Here is an 18,267-nt window from a genome sequence, read left to right on the forward strand (position 1 = left end):
TTTATCGAGTTTTAAAATTTTTTGGATGGCTTATTTTGATAATTTCTTGGTAGATAGTGTCAATTTACTGCATTTATTTTTTATTAAAAAAACTTCATCCTGATCTATTTTAATTAATCAATAAAATACAGTTCTATAATACTGTAAAGCAGCGATTTTGGTTATTTTGCACTATTACTTTGGAATAAAAGCAAATAAGAAAAGGCATTTTAACAATGAGTCATCCTGTATTTTTAACCAGTACCACGTTTAGCCATATGCCGATCGGTCAAGAAAATCAATGGGCAGATTTTTTTCAAACAGCTTCTTTTGAACTGGAAGCCAATGCATTTATTCCGATTTTATGGTTAATGCTGTTTAAACAGGACAATCTGCATTGGGCTAAATATATCGATGAATTGGATCACAACGACCAAAGAAATCAGGGTGATTTGGAAGAATATCAACAAGATTTTGCAGAAAACTGCTATGCCTATTTAGTGATCGAGCAGCAACAGGCTTTAAATAATTTAGAGCAACGGAAGCCCTTATTTATAGCTATTTTTGGTGAAGAAAATATTCCTCATTTTGAAGAGTTTAAATCTTATATCTTACAATATTATCCTCACTTTATATTGTTACGAACCAATGGATTACCTTTAGACTTAAATGACGCAAACTTTCTAACTCAACCCTTAACACACATAGAAAATGCGCAAATGGGTGATACCGAAAATATTGATTTTTTCACTGTGCAACGTCGTGATCTTGCACGTTTCGATGATCAGGCTTATTTCTTTTACGGTGCAGATGTACTCAGTAGCAGTATAGCATCAGATTCCCTAGAACAGTCCCCATCACCGATGTTAGACACTAAACCACCATCAACAACAGCATCAGGATTGGCGATTTGGATCTGTACAGCAATTGTTGCCTTATTAACACTCGGTGTTTGGTTTTCTACTTCTTCGATTTTGTATAGCGTACTTATTTTTATCATCAGTGCTTTTGTATTGGGATTCATTTCTTCAAAAATTGGAGAAACAAAGTAGAACAGGTTGACATATGAGCCACAAAAAACCATGAGCAATGCGATCAGTATTACTCATGGTTTTTAAACAACTTTTTTTGAAAAAATTTTAATCTATTGCGAACTGCAAAATTAATTTCCCAATTTTATTTCCAATATTTCAATTTACTGGTTTGCCCAATACCCACATTAAAACTATTGGTTGGATCAAGTTTTTGATAATGATTTTTTAAACTTGGTTTAGCCACATAGAGATGCCCTACATTATGTTCTGCGGGATATTCAGCTCCACGATCATCCAACAAATGCCACATTTGATGTTCCATTGCCAAAGGATCAACACCTTTTTTTACAATATAGTCTTGATGAAATACATGACAGAGAAAATGTCCGTAATACAACTTATGAATGATTAAATCATCCATCGCTTTGGGTAAGGTTTCCACCCACTCCCGATCATTACGACGTAGTGCAATGTCTAAAGCAACAATATCTTCCACGTCTGAACGGTGTGTATCTCGATAGCGAATTGCCGCACCTGCAACGGCAAAACGGTGTAGAAATGCTTTGCGCCCTTCTTCCTCAGTACAACGGAAGAAACCACCTAAAGAATGCTGTTGAAAGTAGTCATGTAAAAAAGCTTCAACTTGATCGACGTCTTGATTTTCGATACGAATCATCAAATGATGTTCATATAAATCACGAAACTCATTCATGCGCTTAGGCAAATGATTCGGTAAGAGTTTGGTCACTATTTGCAAAATTTTATCGGACAAATTACGTAAACCAATTTTCTCCAGATAACCATCGACTTTATCCTTCATCGCAAATGCTGCAGGTACTTTTGCTGTACCTAATTTTTCGATAAACATAAACGTATCTTTGCCGTATTCAGCGCCAATATCATAGGCAACACGATGAATATACTCACCGGCAATTGGCAGTCTAAGTAAATCTTTCAGTAAAAAACGACGAATTTCGGTGAGATCATCATGTGAGTTTGTCCCGACATAAAAGACCTGACTTGGTATTTTCTCAAAGGTGTCTAGACGTACTGCAAATACACAGACTTTACCTGCCGAACCCGAAGCTTCAAACAAACGTGATGGGTCCGCATTAAATCGTGCAGGCGTAGCTTCATCAACCTGTTTCACATCATGCGCATAACGATGATCTGAGGCACAACAACTCGGATTATTTACAATGTCATTGATTTGATAATTTTGACTTTCGAGCTTGGTTAAAATTTCCTCTGGAGTTTCACCCAAATGAACTCCCAAGTGATTGACCAACTCCAACTCACCTGAATCATTGACACGCGCATAGAGTGCTAACTCGGTATAGGCAGGTCCACGACGAACAAGTGCACCGCCAGAGTTATTACAGATCCCGCCTAAAACTGATGCTCCGATACATGATGAACCAATCACAGAGTGTGGTTCACGATTAAATGGAGCTAATTCTTTTTCCAAACGATCTAATGTTGCCCCTGGCAAACAAATGACTTGTTGACCTTGATTAATGACCTGAATGCCAGCCAAACGGCGCGTACTCATTAAAACCACGGGGCGATCATAATCATCACCAAATGGCGTTGAACCACCAGTCAATCCAGTATTGGCAGCTTGCATAATCACGATGCAATCGGCATTGACAGCAGCTTGTAACACTTGCCATTGTTCGAATAAAGTTCCTGGAACAACAACAGCAAGTACTTTGCCTGAACCGTATCGACGCCCTTGACGGTAGAGGCGTGTATCATGATCTTGGGTCAAAACATGCTGTTGACCAACAATTTGAATCAATTGCTGAATGGTTTGCTGTGAATCAAAATTCGATTGCATTTTCCCTATCCTATCTATGAATGCTGACTCAACAAATAAGTTCAGCATTCATTGCAGCGACATTATTTCAATGTAATTGCGACTATGGAAAGCTTTCGATTTAATGTATCTCAATTTAAAAAGATAGATCAAACCAAAGTCATCCGCAAAACTTGGTCAATATTTTTTAGTTTCATCTTTTAGAAATATCAACTGCTCAAAACGTTTGGCTTCAACGCTCACAGCTAATATTTAGGCAAGCAAATTCGATAGCTTGATGGATATTTGCTCAACCTCAAAAATATATTAATCAGTCAGTGCTTGATCTAGTTTGACTAAACAATCAGAAGTAATGTCAGCAATGGTTTTGGCACCCGTCAATGTCATCGCAACACGCATTTCTTTATCAATTAAATCAAGTAGGTTTGATACACCAGCACCACCTGCGGCACCTAAGGCATAGACAAATGCACGCCCTAACATACACGTATCAGCGCCAAGTGCGAGCATTCGCACAACATCTAAACCATTACGAATACCCGAATCTGCCAGAATCTTAATATCGCCTTTCACAGCATCCGCAATTGGAGGAAGTGCACGTGCTGATGACAACACACCATCGAGTTGACGACCACCATGATTAGAAACAACAATACCATCTGCACCGAAACGAACCGCATCTTTAGCGTCTTCAGGATCAAGGATGCCCTTAATCACCATCGGACCATCCCAAAACTCACGAATCCATTCTAAATCTTTCCACGAAATAGAGGGATCAAAGTTATTGCCCAGCCAACCGATGTAGTCTTCGAGTCCAGTCGGTTTGCCTAAATATTTGGAAATATTCCCCAAATCATGCGGACGACCCAGTAAGCCCACGTTCCAAGCCCAATGTGGATGGAAACAAGACTGCATATAACGACGCATTGCTGCATTCGGACCACTCATCCCTGAATGTGCATCGCGATAACGTGCACCCGGTACAGGCATATCTACAGTAAACACTAAAGTTGAGCAACCTGCTGCTTTAGCACGTTCCAAGGCATTTTTCATAAAGCCACGGTCACGCAAAACATACAGCTGAAACCACATCGGACGACCAATTGCTGGGGCAACTTCTTCAATTGGGCAGACTGAAACTGTAGATAAAGTAAATGGAATGCCTTTTTTATCTGCTGCAACTGCAGCCTGCACTTCACCACGGCGTGCATACATCCCCGTTAAGCCGACAGGAGATAATGCAACCGGCATTGATAAAGTTTCATCAAATAACTTTGTTTCTAGACTTAACTGAGACATATCATTTAAAACACGCTGTCTCAAAGCGATTTTTGATAAATCTTCTACATTGCGCTTCAGTGTATATTCAGCATATGCACCGCCATCAATGTAATGAAATAAAAATGGAGGTAAACGACGTCTCGCTGCTTCACGATAGTCATTTGCAGAAGAAATAATCATGTTCATATCCTGTTTAATCGGCTTGCACGTTGACGACGAGCTTCTTCTTCATCAATCATCCGTACTTGCTGCACTACAAATTCTATATGTCCACATACTGCATCTCTTGCAGCATCTGGATCATGACGTTCAATTGCATCCATCACTCTAAAATGCTGATCATGCAATTGATCAAATCGATGTGTTTCTGAGTAAACCTTACGTCTGCCCAGTAATACGTTAAATTGCAACAAATCGAACACGCCCCGCATCATCTGAATCAAGACTAAATTGTGCGATGCCTCAGCAATCGCCAAGTGAAATTTAGCGTCCGCCAGTGAAGCTTGTTCATCATCCCCTAATGACTGAAAGTATGAAATCTGATCATAATATTTACGGATCAAAGCCAGATCTTCTGTTGTTGCACGTTGTGCTGCATACCAAGCCGAGCCACCCTCAAGAATTGTTCGTGCTTCTTGCACATCAAAACGATAGGCAGGGTCTTGATCAATTAAATTACTTAACGGGCTAACAATCTGGTTTTGCGACCAGTTCACAGGGATTTGTTGCAAATACGTTCCCGCACCTACTTTACTGACCAGTATACCCATACTGGTCAATTGCGAAATCGCTTCTCTTAAAGAAGAACGGGATACACCGAGTTGTTCACACAACTTTCGTTCAGCAGGCAATCGTTCTCCGACTTGCATGTTTTTTTCTGCGATTAACATGCGTAGGCTGTGGACCACTTTGTCGGAGACTTTCATCTGCTTTCCTTAATATTGCATTGGTTCAGTGTCGCTGAGTATCATGGAATCATCCATGGGAACACATAAGCTTGTAGGGTAATAATAATACCGATCATTACTGTAAACGTTATACTGTGTTTCACGGTAAAACGGAACAGATCTGATTCTTTACCAACAAGCCCGACCGCTGCGCAGGCAATTGCAATCGATTGAGGAGAGATCATTTTTCCTGTCACACCACCACTGGTATTCGCTGCGACAAGCAATACTTCTGGCACTCCAATTTGTTGTGCCGTGGTTGCCTGTAATGCACCAAATAATGCGTTGGCTGAAGTATCCGAACCCGTCAGGAACACCCCTAACCAGCCTAAGAATGGCGAGAAGAAAGTAAATGCTTGCCCTGTATGTGCCAATGCCAAAGCCAGGGTTGCAGACATCCCTGAATAATTAGCGATAAAAGCAAAAGCCAATACCATACCAATCGAATAAATTGGAATTTTTAATTCATTAATTGTTTCGCCAAAAGTGACTACAGCTTCTTTAGGCTTCATTTTTAAGAAAATGATGGTGATGATTGCAGCAAAAATAATGGCTGTCCCTGTTGCTGAAAACCAATCAAACTTATAAATCGCATCATAATCTTTGATTTCTGATACCACTGGCGGCATCTTTTGCACCATTTGGTGCAAGAAAGGCACTTTGATTGAAATCACCAAATCATGCAATGCACCATCTTTGGTAAACAAGTCTTTGAATGGTTTTACACTCCAGATCGTCACCATGACTGTCAGAATGGCAAATGGCGACCAAGCTTTCGCAATTTGTGCAAGCGTATATTTTTGCTGTTTTTGCTCAGCCAGATTTTCATTCATGCTGGCATCTTCATTGGCAAAACGGAAGATATGTTTAGGCTGCCAATACTTCAATAAAATCGTAAGTGAAATCAAAGATGCAATAGATGCTGTAATATCTGGCAATTCAGGACCAACAAAGTTTGACGTTAAATACTGAGCGATCGCAAATGCACCACCACCAACAATCACCGCAGGCCAAGTTTCTTTAACACCACGCCATCCGTCCATGATCGCCATAATCCAGAACAGTACAATGGGCACCATAAATGGCAACTGGCGTCCGACCATCTGACTGATTTCATGTGTTTCAACACCTGAGACTTGACCAGCAACAATAATTGGAATTCCCATAGCACCAAATGCAACAGGCGCCGTGTTTACAATCAAACACAGACCAGCAGCATAAAGTGGTTTAAACCCAAGCCCGACCAACAATGCTGCGGTAATTGCCACAGGTGCACCAAAACCAGCCGCCCCTTCTAAGAAAGTACCAAAAGCAAAACCGACAAACAGCATTTGTAAACGCTGATCTTCTGTAATCGATAGAATCGAAGAACGGATAATATCGAACTGCCCTGTTTTAACCGAAATTTTGTACAGGAATACTGCACCAATAATGATCCATGCAATTGGCCACAAGCCATAGAAAAAGCCATAGACCATAGATGCCAATGCCATCATGGTAGGCATTTGATAAGCAAATAAAGAAACCAATAATGCCAATATGACTGTAATTGTCCCCGCAACACTTCCTTTCATGCGGAATACAGCTAGGGCCAAAAAGAAAAATATAATTGGAATGAGTGCAATGGCACTGGATACCCAGATATTACCCATTGGATCATAAATCTGTTGCCAATGTTGAAGCATTGTCATCTCCTTGAAATGCTTGCCAGAACTTCGAGTTTGATAAAATCACCCATTTATTTCTCAATAATTGGTATGACCAATATAAAGTTAAAAACAAAAAAATAACGCGTATTTTTACTTTATAGTAATTTTTGCTGATTTAAAGATCAATAGTTACCCAATTATTCATAAAATGGTATGACCAATTTCAAGAGTGTTTTTATTATTTTAATTGCATATTTTCTCATTTCTTAGACACATAGATTTTTAAAAGTTTTGTTTTTAAAGGTTTTTTTTAAAGGTTTATTATTTTTATACGACTTTAGTCTAAAATGATATTTAAAAAGCAAATTTTAACCAATATCAAAACATATTTTTATTACGATATTAATCACACACTTTCATTATTGGTCTGATCATTTTAAAAATTCAAAATTTTGATGCATGCTATAGATCATATAAAAAACAAAATCAGTAAAGTTTTACTGATTTTGTGGATTGATACGATACAGAAATTATTATGAATATAAATTCCTTTGCTCTACTTTAGCGATGCTCACAATTCATAGGTGTAACGACCTTCTTTTTCATTTGAATCTTTAAAGAACTCATCATGATACCTGTACAAATAAATGCCGCACCAATCAAGATATTCAAAGTAATCGGTTCATGCCAAAGCATATAGCCAAAAAATAAGCTTAAAATAGGAATACACATAATCGAAATTGATGCCACAAAAGTATCCACCTGACTCACAATCCAATTCCAGAGTGCAAAAGCAAACCCTGTTCCGACTACCGCAATGTAAAACAACATCGAGTCATTGAGCGGGTTTATCCATACATGCACATCAATAGGCTCAAAAGTAACAGCACCGATTAGAATTACAAAACCACCGATTAATAACTGCCAAATGGTCAGTTTCATTTTGTCATAAGTGGCAAAATTCTGTTTGATATAGACGGTTGTCAGTGCCCAGAAGAAGCCCGATAAAATCAAGAAAGCCTGTCCAATCAAAGATAGGTTGAAATGTAAATCATGCAATTGTGGCCAAAGAATTGCGACTAGCCCCAAAGTACCTAAAATTAGTCCAAGCATTTTCTGGGTATTTAAACGTTCTTTGAGTACATAGTGTGCCAGCACACCAATAAAAATTGGCATAGTAAACACCAAAACCGCAGATAAGCCTGAATCTACAAATTGCATGGCAAAAGTTTGAGTCGCATAAAAACCAATACAAATCATCACGCTTGAAATCATCAGTTTTTTCCATTCTCCTCTTTGTGGAAAAATAGATTTACGCAATAAACGTTGAACCAACATCAAAGTCAAGGCAGCTAAAATCAACCGTGTAGAAATAAATAAAAATGGAGGAAAAACCTGCAAACTGTGTTTGACCAGCCCCCATAATGATCCCCAAACGAGACACAACAAAACGATTGCACCCATTACTCTAAGATTCATTTGCTGTACTCATACAGATGGAAAGTAGACTTAGTTTAAAAAATAAATGACATCATGAATAATGCTATGTTTTAATACATCCATCATTTTTTTTAATACACTTAAAAATTTAACATTGTTATTAAAAGCGAATAAGTTTGAGGAATTGTCATGAATATCGACATCGGAGATATTAAGTCATTTGTAACGGTTGCCGAAATGAAGAGTATTTCTGCTGCTGCCCACAAACTTAACTATTTGCAGTCAAATATGACCGCAAAAATTAAAAAAATTGAAAACCACTACAAACGTCAGTTATTTATCCGTAAACCCAAAGGCGTTGAACTGACTGAGTCTGGTATGAATCTTTACCAACAATACAAAAAGATGATCTTTACTTGGGAAGAGACTGAAAATAAGATTTATCAGCAAGAAAAATACCTTCGTTTTGGTACCAATACCAGCTTAGGAGGCATGCGCTTCTACCCGTCTTTTAGCCAACTTTATGAAACCTATCCAGAGCTTTCAATCACAATGAAAACTGGTGCAACAGGCTACATCGAAGATGAAATTTTATCAGGCAATTTAGATATCGGTTATGTACTTGGGCATCCCAAACAGAAAAACATACAGTACATCCAAAAGGCAGAAGATCAACTGGTCATCATTGGTAAAAGTGTTATTAATCATGAGAATCTTGAGGATTGCCTCAATCACCAAAATATTCTGTTGGCTTCAGAAGAATGTTGTTATGCCACAACCTTAGATCATATTTATACGGACTACAACTTAACAAAAGGTGAGCTCACCCATATTTATGATCATGAAGCGCTAGTGAATTTCACTCAATTGGGTATGGGAATTTCAATGATCGCAAAATCACTGATCAAAAAATTTAATATTGAGTATTATCGTGAAACACCTGAACAATATCGAGATATAGGATTTTATTTAATTGCTCGAAGTGAGCATGTCTTTACCCCAATTGAAAAGCAATTTATCGGCTTGAATGATCAGCTTTAAACAGCATAAGTCAGACTTATTTTAGCGTCACGAACAGATTCTGACTTTTGTTAGATTAAAAAATAGATATATTCTGTTGATTTTATTAATTAATTAAAATTAATTTTACTGTATGAGTTTCCCCAAAAATCAACCATATAAGCCAAAGCAAACAGTACATGTAAAAATCCAGTTGATCTGAATTTTGAATTATCTCAACAATTTCAAAAGCGGCACGAACTGGAATTTAAGTAGATTACTTTAACTGCATAAATTGCTATTTTTTTCAATGATAACATTTAAATCCCATAAAACATTGACCGAAAAAGTGCTACAATACCGCGTTTATAAAATTCTCAATGGTCACCCGTGTATGTGGTGCCTCTTTCGAAATAGTTAGGACGAGCAATGACTGACAATGCAACGATCTTGCAGAATGTACCAGTAGGCAAAAAAGTGGGTATCGCTTTTTCTGGTGGTCTAGATACTTCAGCAGCTTTATTGTGGATGAAGCAAAAAGGCGCAGAACCTTATGCTTATACAGCAAACTTAGGGCAACCTGATGAAGATGACTACGATGCAATTCCGCGTAAAGCTGAAAACTACGGCGCTGTTAAAGCACGCTTAGTGGACTGCCGCTTACAACTTGCATTAGAAGGTATTGCTGCGATTCAGTGTGGCGCATTTCATATCAGTACTGGTGGTGTTCCTTACTTCAACACTACACCTTTAGGTCGTGCAGTAACAGGGACAATGCTTGTTACCGCAATGAAAGAAGATGACGTAAATATTTGGGGTGATGGCTCAACTTACAAAGGAAACGATATTGAACGTTTCTACCGTTATGGTTTGTTGACTAATCCTGCACTTAAAATCTATAAGCCGTGGTTAGACCAACAGTTTATTGATGAGTTGGGTGGTCGTGCTGAAATGTCACAATTCTTAATCGACAATGGTTTTGATTACAAAATGTCGAAAGAGAAAGCCTACTCAACAGATTCAAACATGTTGGGTGCGACACATGAAGCTAAAGATCTTGAATATCTCAATGCGGGTATCAAAATCGTTGATCCAATTATGGGCGTTGCGTTCTGGAAAGATGACGTAAAAGTTGAAGCTGAAGAAGTTTCTGTTACTTTCGAAGAAGGCTTCCCTGTTGCATTAAATGGCAAACGTATCGAAGATCCTGTTGAATTTATTCTTGAAGCAAACCGTATTGGTGGACGTCATGGTCTAGGTATGTCTGATCAGATTGAAAACCGTATCATTGAGGCAAAATCTCGTGGTATTTACGAAGCTCCGGGTATGGCTCTTCTTCATATTGCATATGAACGCCTTGTTACTGGTATTCACAATGAAGATACTATCGAACAATATCGTATTAACGGCTTACGTTTAGGGCGTTTATTATACCAAGGTCGTTGGTTTGATTCTCAAGCATTAATGCTTCGTGAAACAGCACAACGTTGGGTAGCAAAAGCCATAACAGGTACAGTAACTTTAGAGTTACGTCGTGGTAATGACTACACCATCTTGAACACTGAATCTGAAAACCTCACTTATGAAGCTGAGCGTTTGACGATGGAAAAAGGTGATTCAATGTTTAGCCCTGCCGATCGTATTGGTCAATTAACCATGCGTAATCTTGATATTACCGATACACGTGCAAAACTCAGCATCTATACAAATACAGGCTTATTGGCTGTAGGTACGGGTTCTGCAGTTCCTCAGTTAAAAGACAAAAACAAATAATTCAGTTTAAAAAATAAAAACCGCCAAATGGCGGTTTTTATTGGTCAAGACTTTTTGCTGTGATCTGATTAAGATACAGTGGTAGAATTCTGGATTGTTTGAGTGGTGTCTTGTTGCGATTTTTGCTGTTGTTTTTGTAATTCAATCCGTTCTGCATGTTCTTGACGAATTCGATCATACTCTCGCTGAGTTTCTGCATCACTTTTTGCAGCTAAAAATGCCATCCCCACTAAAAAAACTGGAAATAATAATCCCAATGCAGCGAGCAAATAAATTTTAGGAAACTTCTTCGAACTTGTCTGTGACATACATTTAAATCTTTCAATAAATTTAAGTAGGCGTAATAATATAACAGAACAAACTTATTCAATATATGAAAAATCGAAATTTAAAAAACCAACACTTCATCATGACGGCTTATTCAAGATACAAGTTTAGCTTTCTTTTTAAACATTACCTTAAAGATCAAATGCTTATATAAAAAACATGAACCATAAATTCAAAGAAATCATCGATCTTTAGCAGACTGATAAGCAGCTTGCGCAATTGCTAAACTCTTCTTCTTTCCTTCAACTGTATCTGGGATTTCATTGCTCGTACCATTACTCGAATGACGCTGAAGATGCTGCTGTTGAGAATATTTGTGCATCTCAGGTTGAGACTTTACGTTTTGTTGGGAGTTTTGTGTAGCCGTTCGCTGCGTTAGCTTCTGTTGAAGCTGTTGTTGTGGATTTGGTACAGCCATTCCCGCACATGGTCGAGACTGATAAGTTACTGAGCCCTTCACCACACACTTATGTACTTCTTTAGCTAAAACGTGATGAGAAAACCCTATAGCTAAAACAACCAACACGACTTTTTTCACAACACACACTCCATTTAAGTTTTAACAAAGTATCAACATTTAAGCTAAATTGCTATTTACACAGGAGTTTTTTAATTATTGCTTTTCTTGTCACAATAAAGGGTGAAATATGACTTTTTTTGCCAAATCTTTACAGCATTTTGTCATGTTCACATTGTGGTAAATTTCATGCTATTTCAAATTTCTCAATAGGCGACGTACAATCACACCATGTACCATAGAAACGGGAAGCATATAAATTTTCCCAAAAAAATTATAAGTGACAACACTGGTAAAAATTCTAAGCAGATTTTTCTGCTCATCATAGTTTTCGATCTTTAATACCACCAATACAGTTAAATGCTTATCGCTTGATTGTAAAAAAAGTTCATGATCTGAAACTTGAATAACATCAAAAAAATCTGCTTTTCCACCCTGCTCAAGTGCCATAGATTGAGAGTTAAAACCTTGTATAGGCTGTACACCACCCAGATGCAGACTGAAAAAGTCTCGAATTTTAAAAGCTATCTTTAACCATTTTGGTGGTGTACTGGTCATTAGGTGATAAGCTTGTGATGCTGTGATATTTTTATCAATACATTGTTGGTCTTGATGAATAAAATTAAGTTGATGAACAGGTGCAACCAATACATACGGATCTATTTCTGTATTCATGGAACTAAACCTTTTTAAATATAATAATTTAACGTATGAATAGAATCTAAATTCAGTCTACAGCAATCCAAATGAAGTACAATCACAAGCCGCCTAAAGTTGAATAAAATCATGAATGATTGGGCAATTTTTTGAAATAAATAACTGTATTCTAAGATGAATATATATTATTTAATGATAGTGATATACATGGTATCTATAGCATGCGATTTGAAATAAATAGATATTGAAAAAAGTACAGCTTTTTAAAGAGATAGAAAGCGTACCTCCTGTTTGGAAATCTACCTCATTAAGCTATTGCTACTACCTAATATTTTGAAAAAATTTCGAATGATTCACACAGGCAATGTTCCTCTCAGACAATGCCAATATTTACATTGCAAACAAAGTCATGCTTTGATTTTGCTGTAGCTGGGCATCGTTAATAATGAACCATGATAAAAAAGGTCTGCACTTGGCAGACCTTAGATTAAGTTGTCTCTTGATTAATTATCCATATTTTCAATGATCGCTTGCCCGAACTCTGAACAACGAAGTAGAGTAGCTCCTGGCATTAAACGCTCAAAATCGTAAGTTACAGTTTTTGCAGAAATCGCGCCTGAAACGCCTTTGATAATTAAATCGGCAGCTTCAGTCCAACCCATATCTCGAAGCATCATCTCTGCTGAAAGAATAATAGACCCCGGATTTACCTTGTCTTGTCCTGCATATTTAGGTGCTGTTCCGTGTGTTGCCTCATATACAGAAATTGCGCCACCAATATTTGCACCCGGCGCAATACCAATACCACCTACTTCTGCTGCAAGTGCGTCAGAAATATAGTCACCGTTTAAATTTAAAGTAGCGATCACGGAATAGTCAGCAGGACGCATTAAGATTTGCTGTAAAAACGCATCGGCAATCACGTCTTTGATAACAATGTCTTTGCCTGTTCTTGGATTTTTAATTTTAACCCAAGGTCCACCATCAATCAGTTCACCACCAAAGCGATCTAATGCAAGTTCATACCCCCACTCTTTAAAAGCACCTTCAGTGTATTTCATGATATTGCCTTTATGCACTAAAGTTACACTCGGCTTATCATTATCAATCGCAAACTGAATCGCTTTGCGCACCAAGCGTTGGGTACCTTCTTTTGAAACAGGTTTAATCCCAATACCACAATTATCTTCAAAACGGATTTTAGTAACACCCATTTCTTCTTTAAGAAATTTAATCACTTTTTTTGCTTCTGGGGAGTCAGCTTTCCATTCAATACCTGCATAGATATCTTCTGAATTTTCTCGGAAAATTACCATATCTGTCTGTTCGGGATGTTGAACAGGTGATGGTACACCTTTAAACCAACGCACAGGTCGCACACAGACATATAGATCTAATTCTTGACGTAGAGCAACGTTAAGTGAGCGAATTCCACCGCCTACAGGCGTTGTGAGTGGACCTTTTATCGAAACTACAAATTCTCTGAGTGCTTCAAAAGTTTCTTCTGGCATATAAGTGCCATAAATTTTATTGGCTTTTTCACCACAGTAAACTTCCATCCATTCGATCGAACGTTTGCCACTATAAGCTTTTTGAATTGCGGCATCGACCACTGCCTTCATAGCAGGTGTAATATCCACACCAATACCATCTCCTTCAATAAAAGGAATAATCGGATGGTTTGGAACATTCAGTGACAAATCTGCATTTACAGTAATTTTGCTACCATCTGCAGGTACTACGATCTTCTGATAACCCATTGTTCAGGATCTCCATTTTCTTATAGTGAGTAAATCCAAAAAAATTGCGCTATGAGCAATATTTGCGACCACTTTTTTAGCAAGATCAGTGTAATCGAATTCGATCATTTTTTGAGATTTATACGAGGAATAACAACATTTCTCAACTTAATAAAACGCATTGTTTCATGATTTAATGCTTTTCTAGAATGTATTTTTTATAAAAATCATAGCTTTCTTTTATTTCTACAAAATCAATAAATTTTGATCCTTAAAATAAATCAATAAAGATCACAGAACGCTCCTCTCATTTGAATCTTAATGCATTAAAAAACCAATTAAATGACTGTAGACAGTATTTTTTAAGGAAAACCAGCGCCCCTGTAAATATTCAAAAATCTAAAATCAAAGTCAGGCGCTCTTTTACTCCTCCTGTTGAATGACAAATAAAGTTGAAGAATACAAAGCTGAATCTGTTATAGTAGTCCACAATCAACTGGGCTTTTTGCAACCTAAACCACCCCATTTTTATCAAAACGGGTATTCAATCGGGTAACAAATCAAACCCAAAAAATTTTATTTATATATATTAGTGGCTTAAAGTGAAAATTGTCATTCTGAACAAACCCTATGACGTCCTCTCCCAATTTCGTAAAGACGAAGCACATATGACCATATCTGACTTCGTTGACGATCCTAGCTTGCGTATAGCTGGTCGTCTTGATATGGACTCTGAAGGTTTAGTTTTTTTAACTGATCATGGTGGTCTAAATCAGTATATTACCAATCCAACCAATAAAAAGTTTAAGACCTATTTGGTTCAAGTCGATGGTGATATTACTGAAGAGGCACTTGAGCAGTTACGCAAAGGTGTTGAGTTAAAAGACGGTATAACCTTACCCGCTCAAGCCGCTAAAGTGGAACAACCAGAATGGTTGTGGGACCGTGATCCACCCGTACGTTTCCGTGCCAATATCCCCACCTCATGGGTAGAAATTTCGATTTGTGAAGGGCGTAATCGTCAAGTGCGTCGTATGACCTCTGCTGTTGGTTTCCCAACTTTACGTTTGATTCGCACCAAAATCGGTGCAATTGATTTAGTTCAGATGGGTTTACAACCGGGCGAAACAAAAGAAATCGAACCATTGCTTTATCCTGATTTTCAAAATGTACCTGCGGAAGAACCATATCGTTCGCGTTCTTATGTCAAAAAACCAGGCGGTACTGGCGGAAAACCGATGGTACGTAAGAACAAAGACGGTTCTACTAAAAAATCTGGAACCAAACGTATTTGGCAGATGGATGACAGCGAAAAACCGCGTCGTAAAACCAATGGAACTACACGCCCAAATACCAAAGCTCCGCGTGGTCGTGGACGTAATGGTCGTTGAAATTTAATGATGCTTAAAGCTCACCTTGGTGGGCTTTTTTTATGATTGTATGGGGGCGGTATTTAATTGAACAACATTGAATTTAAATTAAATAAAGATAAGAAGAAACTCAAATGAAAAAATCGGTGCCTAAGCACCGATTTTTATCTATGAATTGATTGGTTTACTAGATTTTTTCTAGCACTGCATTCAGTGTAGCACTTGGGCGCATTACAGCTTCAACTTTGGCTGTGTCTACAGCATAGTAGCCACCAATATCTGCTGGTTTACCTTGAACTGCTGCAAGTTCAGCAATGATTTTTTCCTCATTGTCCGCTAACGCTTGTGCAAGAGGTGCAAATTTTGCTTTTAATTCTGCATCTTCTTCTTGTTCAGTCAAAGCTTCAGCCCAGAACTTCGCAAGATAGAAATGGCTACCACGGTTATCCAACTCACCTGTACGACGTGACGGTGATTTGTCATTGTCGAGCAACTTGCCAGTCGCTTGGTCTAAAGTCTTCGCAAGTAGTTTCGCACGTGCGTTGTCTTCTTTAATACCCATTTCTTCTAAAGAAACAGCCAATGCCAAGAACTCACCAAGAGAATCCCAACGTAAATGGTTTTCTTCTACAAGTTGTTGTACGTGTTTAGGCGCTGAACCACCCGCACCTGTTTCGTACATACCACCACCCGCCATTAACGGAACGATAGACAACATTTTCGCAGAAGTACCCAATTCCATAATTGGGAACAAGTCTGTGAGGTAATCACGCAAGATGTTACCAGTTACAGAAATCGTATCTAAACCACGCGCAACACGCTCAAGTGTATAACGCATCGCACGAACTTGAGACATGATTTGAATATCAAGACCCGTTGTATCATGCTCTTTCAAGTATTTTTGTACTTTCTTGATCAATTCATTTTCATGTGGACGGTATGGGTCAAGCCAGAAAATTGCAGGCATACCAGAGTTACGCGCACGAGTTACAGCAAGTTTTACCCAGTCACGAATTGGTGCATCTTTCACCTGACACATACGCCAGATATCGCCTTCCTCAACATTTTGTGACATCAAAACTTCACCAGTTTCTAGGTCAGTGATGTTTGCAACACCAGCAGCTGAAACTTCAAAAGTTTTGTCATGAGAACCGTATTCTTCAGCTTTTTGCGCCATCAAACCTACGTTTGGCACAGTACCCATCGTACGTGGGTCAAAATTACCATTCCATTTGCAGAAATTAATCATTTCTTGGTAAATACGGGCAAAAGTAGATTCAGGCATTACTGCTTTACAGTCATAAGGTTTGCCATCAGCACCCCACATTTTACCACCACCACGGATCATGGCAGGCATTGACGCATCAACAATGACATCATTTGGTGAATGGAAGTTTGTGATGCCCTTTGCAGAATCCACCATTGCCAATGCAGGACGGTGTTCTTGGCAAGCATGAAGATCTTCAATGATTTCTTCACGTAGAGATGTTGGTAAAGTCGCGATTTTTTCGTATAGACCCGCCATACCGTTATTCACGTTGATGCCGAGCTCATCAAACAATTTACCGTGTTTTTCAAAAGCATCTTTGTAATAAATTTTCACACAGTGACCGAATACGATCGGATGTGAAACTTTCATCATGGTTGCTTTTACGTGTAAAGAGAACAAAATCCCTGCTTCACGGCAATCTTCAAGTTCTTTTTCATAGAAATCACACAGTGCTTTCTTGCTCATGAACATTGAATCAATCACTTCACCATCTTGAAGTGCAACTTTTGGCTTAAGTACAATGGTTTCGCCTGTTGTTGTAATTAATTCCATTTTCACATTGCGCGCACGGTCAAGTGTCATTGACTTTTCACCGTGGTAGAAATCACCTTCATCCATGTGAGAAACATGAGTTTGCGACCACTGTTTCCACTCACCCATAGAGTGCGGGTGTTTTTTCGCATAGTTTTTAACAGCAGCAGGCGCACGGCGGTCAGAGTTACCTTCACGCAATACTGGGTTTACTGCTGAACCAAGACATTTGCTATAACGGGTCTTGATTGCTTTTTCTTCTTCAGTAGTCGGATTTTCAGGATAATCAGGGATTGCATAACCCTTAGACTGAAGTTCCTTAATGCAAGCTGTTAACTGAGCAACAGAAGCACTGATGTTCGGGAGTTTGATAATATTAGTGTCTGGATCTTGAGTAAGACGACCTAACTGTGCAAGGTTGTCAGATACCTTCTGTTCATCGCTTAAATAGTCCGCGAATTCAGCGAGGACACGTGCAGCTACAGAGATATCAGTTTTGACAATCTCTACGCCAGCTGGCTTAGTAAAGGTCTCAATGATCGGCAGTAGCGAATAAGTCGCCAATAGTGGCGCCTCGTCAGTCAGTGTGTAAATGATTGTTGACTTTCCACCAGCCATATATAGCCCCTTGCTGTTGATTGTGTTTTTGAGAACCGAGCTTGTGACCCGACTCCTACGAACCGATTTGCTTAAAATTAACCCTGAGAGTATCAGCCTTCATGCTATGAGAGTCAACGCAAGATCTGTGATAACGACATTTCGAAAAAAAATGGTACATCACAAATATTGCATCAAAGCGAATATTTGCACAAAAAATAAGCATTTTTAATAAAAATCATCAATATTCTGGAAATTAACACAAATTTATAACATCAGCAGATTCATTTTTTAAAATAAATATAGGATCCACGCTGGATTGCGCTCAATCAGTTCAA

The 18,267-nt window shown here is 38.4% G+C and carries 14 protein-coding genes; 4 read left to right on the forward strand and 10 right to left on the reverse strand.

Annotated features, from left to right (window positions below):
* Positions 1 to 215 precede the first annotated feature (215 nt).
* Positions 216 to 1,031, forward strand: coding sequence for a hypothetical protein (locus F938_RS13985; protein ID WP_005032690.1), 816 nt, complete (start codon positions 216 to 218; stop codon positions 1,029 to 1,031).
* Between the two features lie 124 nt (positions 1,032 to 1,155).
* On the opposite strand, the gene dld is transcribed toward F938_RS13985, so the two are convergent.
* The 5 genes from dld to F938_RS14010 form a co-directional block, all read right to left on the reverse strand.
* Entirely contained in the window at positions 1,156 to 2,853 is a 1,698-nt protein-coding gene (gene dld / locus F938_RS13990; protein WP_005032692.1) for a D-lactate dehydrogenase, read from the reverse strand.
* Positions 2,854 to 3,138: 285 nt separating this feature from the next.
* Positions 3,139 to 4,293, reverse strand: a complete 1,155-nt coding sequence (gene lldD / locus F938_RS13995) for an FMN-dependent L-lactate dehydrogenase LldD (protein WP_004829155.1) — start codon at positions 4,291 to 4,293, stop codon at positions 3,139 to 3,141.
* 2 nt (positions 4,294 to 4,295) lie between these two features.
* On the reverse strand, positions 4,296 to 5,039 hold the full coding sequence (lldR, locus tag F938_RS14000) for a transcriptional regulator LldR (protein ID WP_005032694.1): 744 nt from the start codon (positions 5,037 to 5,039) through the stop codon (positions 4,296 to 4,298).
* Between the two features lie 41 nt (positions 5,040 to 5,080).
* A complete protein-coding gene (gene lldP / locus F938_RS14005) occupies positions 5,081 to 6,751 on the reverse strand; it encodes an L-lactate permease (RefSeq protein WP_171064853.1) in 1,671 nt (556 codons plus the stop codon).
* Positions 6,752 to 7,270: 519 nt separating this feature from the next.
* The gene (locus F938_RS14010; RefSeq protein WP_005032698.1) at positions 7,271 to 8,188 is read right to left on the reverse strand and encodes a DMT family transporter; all 918 of its coding nucleotides are present in this window, start codon (positions 8,186 to 8,188) and stop codon (positions 7,271 to 7,273) included.
* Between the two features lie 150 nt (positions 8,189 to 8,338).
* Here F938_RS14010 and F938_RS14015 point away from each other — a divergent pair, with 150 nt between their 5' ends.
* Both F938_RS14015 and argG read left to right on the forward strand, forming a co-directional pair.
* A complete protein-coding gene (locus tag F938_RS14015; protein ID WP_004829163.1) occupies positions 8,339 to 9,190 on the forward strand; it encodes a LysR family transcriptional regulator in 852 nt (283 codons plus the stop codon).
* Between the two features lie 387 nt (positions 9,191 to 9,577).
* Positions 9,578 to 10,921, forward strand: coding sequence for an argininosuccinate synthase (gene argG, locus F938_RS14020; RefSeq protein WP_005032700.1), 1,344 nt, complete (start codon positions 9,578 to 9,580; stop codon positions 10,919 to 10,921).
* 68 nt (positions 10,922 to 10,989) lie between these two features.
* Here argG and F938_RS14025 read toward each other — a convergent pair whose 3' ends face one another.
* The 4 genes from F938_RS14025 to icd all read right to left on the reverse strand — a co-directional run bounded on the left by F938_RS14025 (position 10,990) and on the right by icd (position 14,182).
* Entirely contained in the window at positions 10,990 to 11,229 is a 240-nt protein-coding gene (locus tag F938_RS14025; RefSeq protein WP_005032702.1) for a hypothetical protein, read from the reverse strand.
* Between the two features lie 200 nt (positions 11,230 to 11,429).
* Positions 11,430 to 11,786, reverse strand: a complete 357-nt coding sequence (locus tag F938_RS14030; RefSeq protein WP_005032704.1) for a hypothetical protein — start codon at positions 11,784 to 11,786, stop codon at positions 11,430 to 11,432.
* A gap of 171 nt (positions 11,787 to 11,957) precedes the next feature.
* Complete coding sequence (locus F938_RS14035; RefSeq protein ID WP_005032707.1) at positions 11,958 to 12,440, reverse strand: DUF2867 domain-containing protein; 483 nt, start codon at positions 12,438 to 12,440, stop codon at positions 11,958 to 11,960.
* A gap of 485 nt (positions 12,441 to 12,925) precedes the next feature.
* On the reverse strand, positions 12,926 to 14,182 hold the full coding sequence (icd, locus tag F938_RS14040) for an NADP-dependent isocitrate dehydrogenase (protein ID WP_005032709.1): 1,257 nt from the start codon (positions 14,180 to 14,182) through the stop codon (positions 12,926 to 12,928).
* Positions 14,183 to 14,763: 581 nt separating this feature from the next.
* Here icd and F938_RS14045 point away from each other — a divergent pair.
* A complete protein-coding gene (locus F938_RS14045) occupies positions 14,764 to 15,552 on the forward strand; it encodes an rRNA large subunit pseudouridine synthase E (protein ID WP_004829176.1) in 789 nt (262 codons plus the stop codon).
* A 166-nt stretch (positions 15,553 to 15,718) separates the two neighbouring features.
* On the opposite strand, the gene F938_RS14050 is transcribed toward F938_RS14045, so the two are convergent.
* Positions 15,719 to 17,950, reverse strand: coding sequence for an NADP-dependent isocitrate dehydrogenase (locus F938_RS14050; protein ID WP_004829177.1), 2,232 nt, complete (start codon positions 17,948 to 17,950; stop codon positions 15,719 to 15,721).
* Between the last annotated feature and the right edge of the window lie 317 nt (positions 17,951 to 18,267).

This window comes from Acinetobacter bereziniae LMG 1003 = CIP 70.12, assembly GCF_000368925.1.
Classification (GTDB): domain Bacteria; phylum Pseudomonadota; class Gammaproteobacteria; order Pseudomonadales; family Moraxellaceae; genus Acinetobacter; species Acinetobacter bereziniae.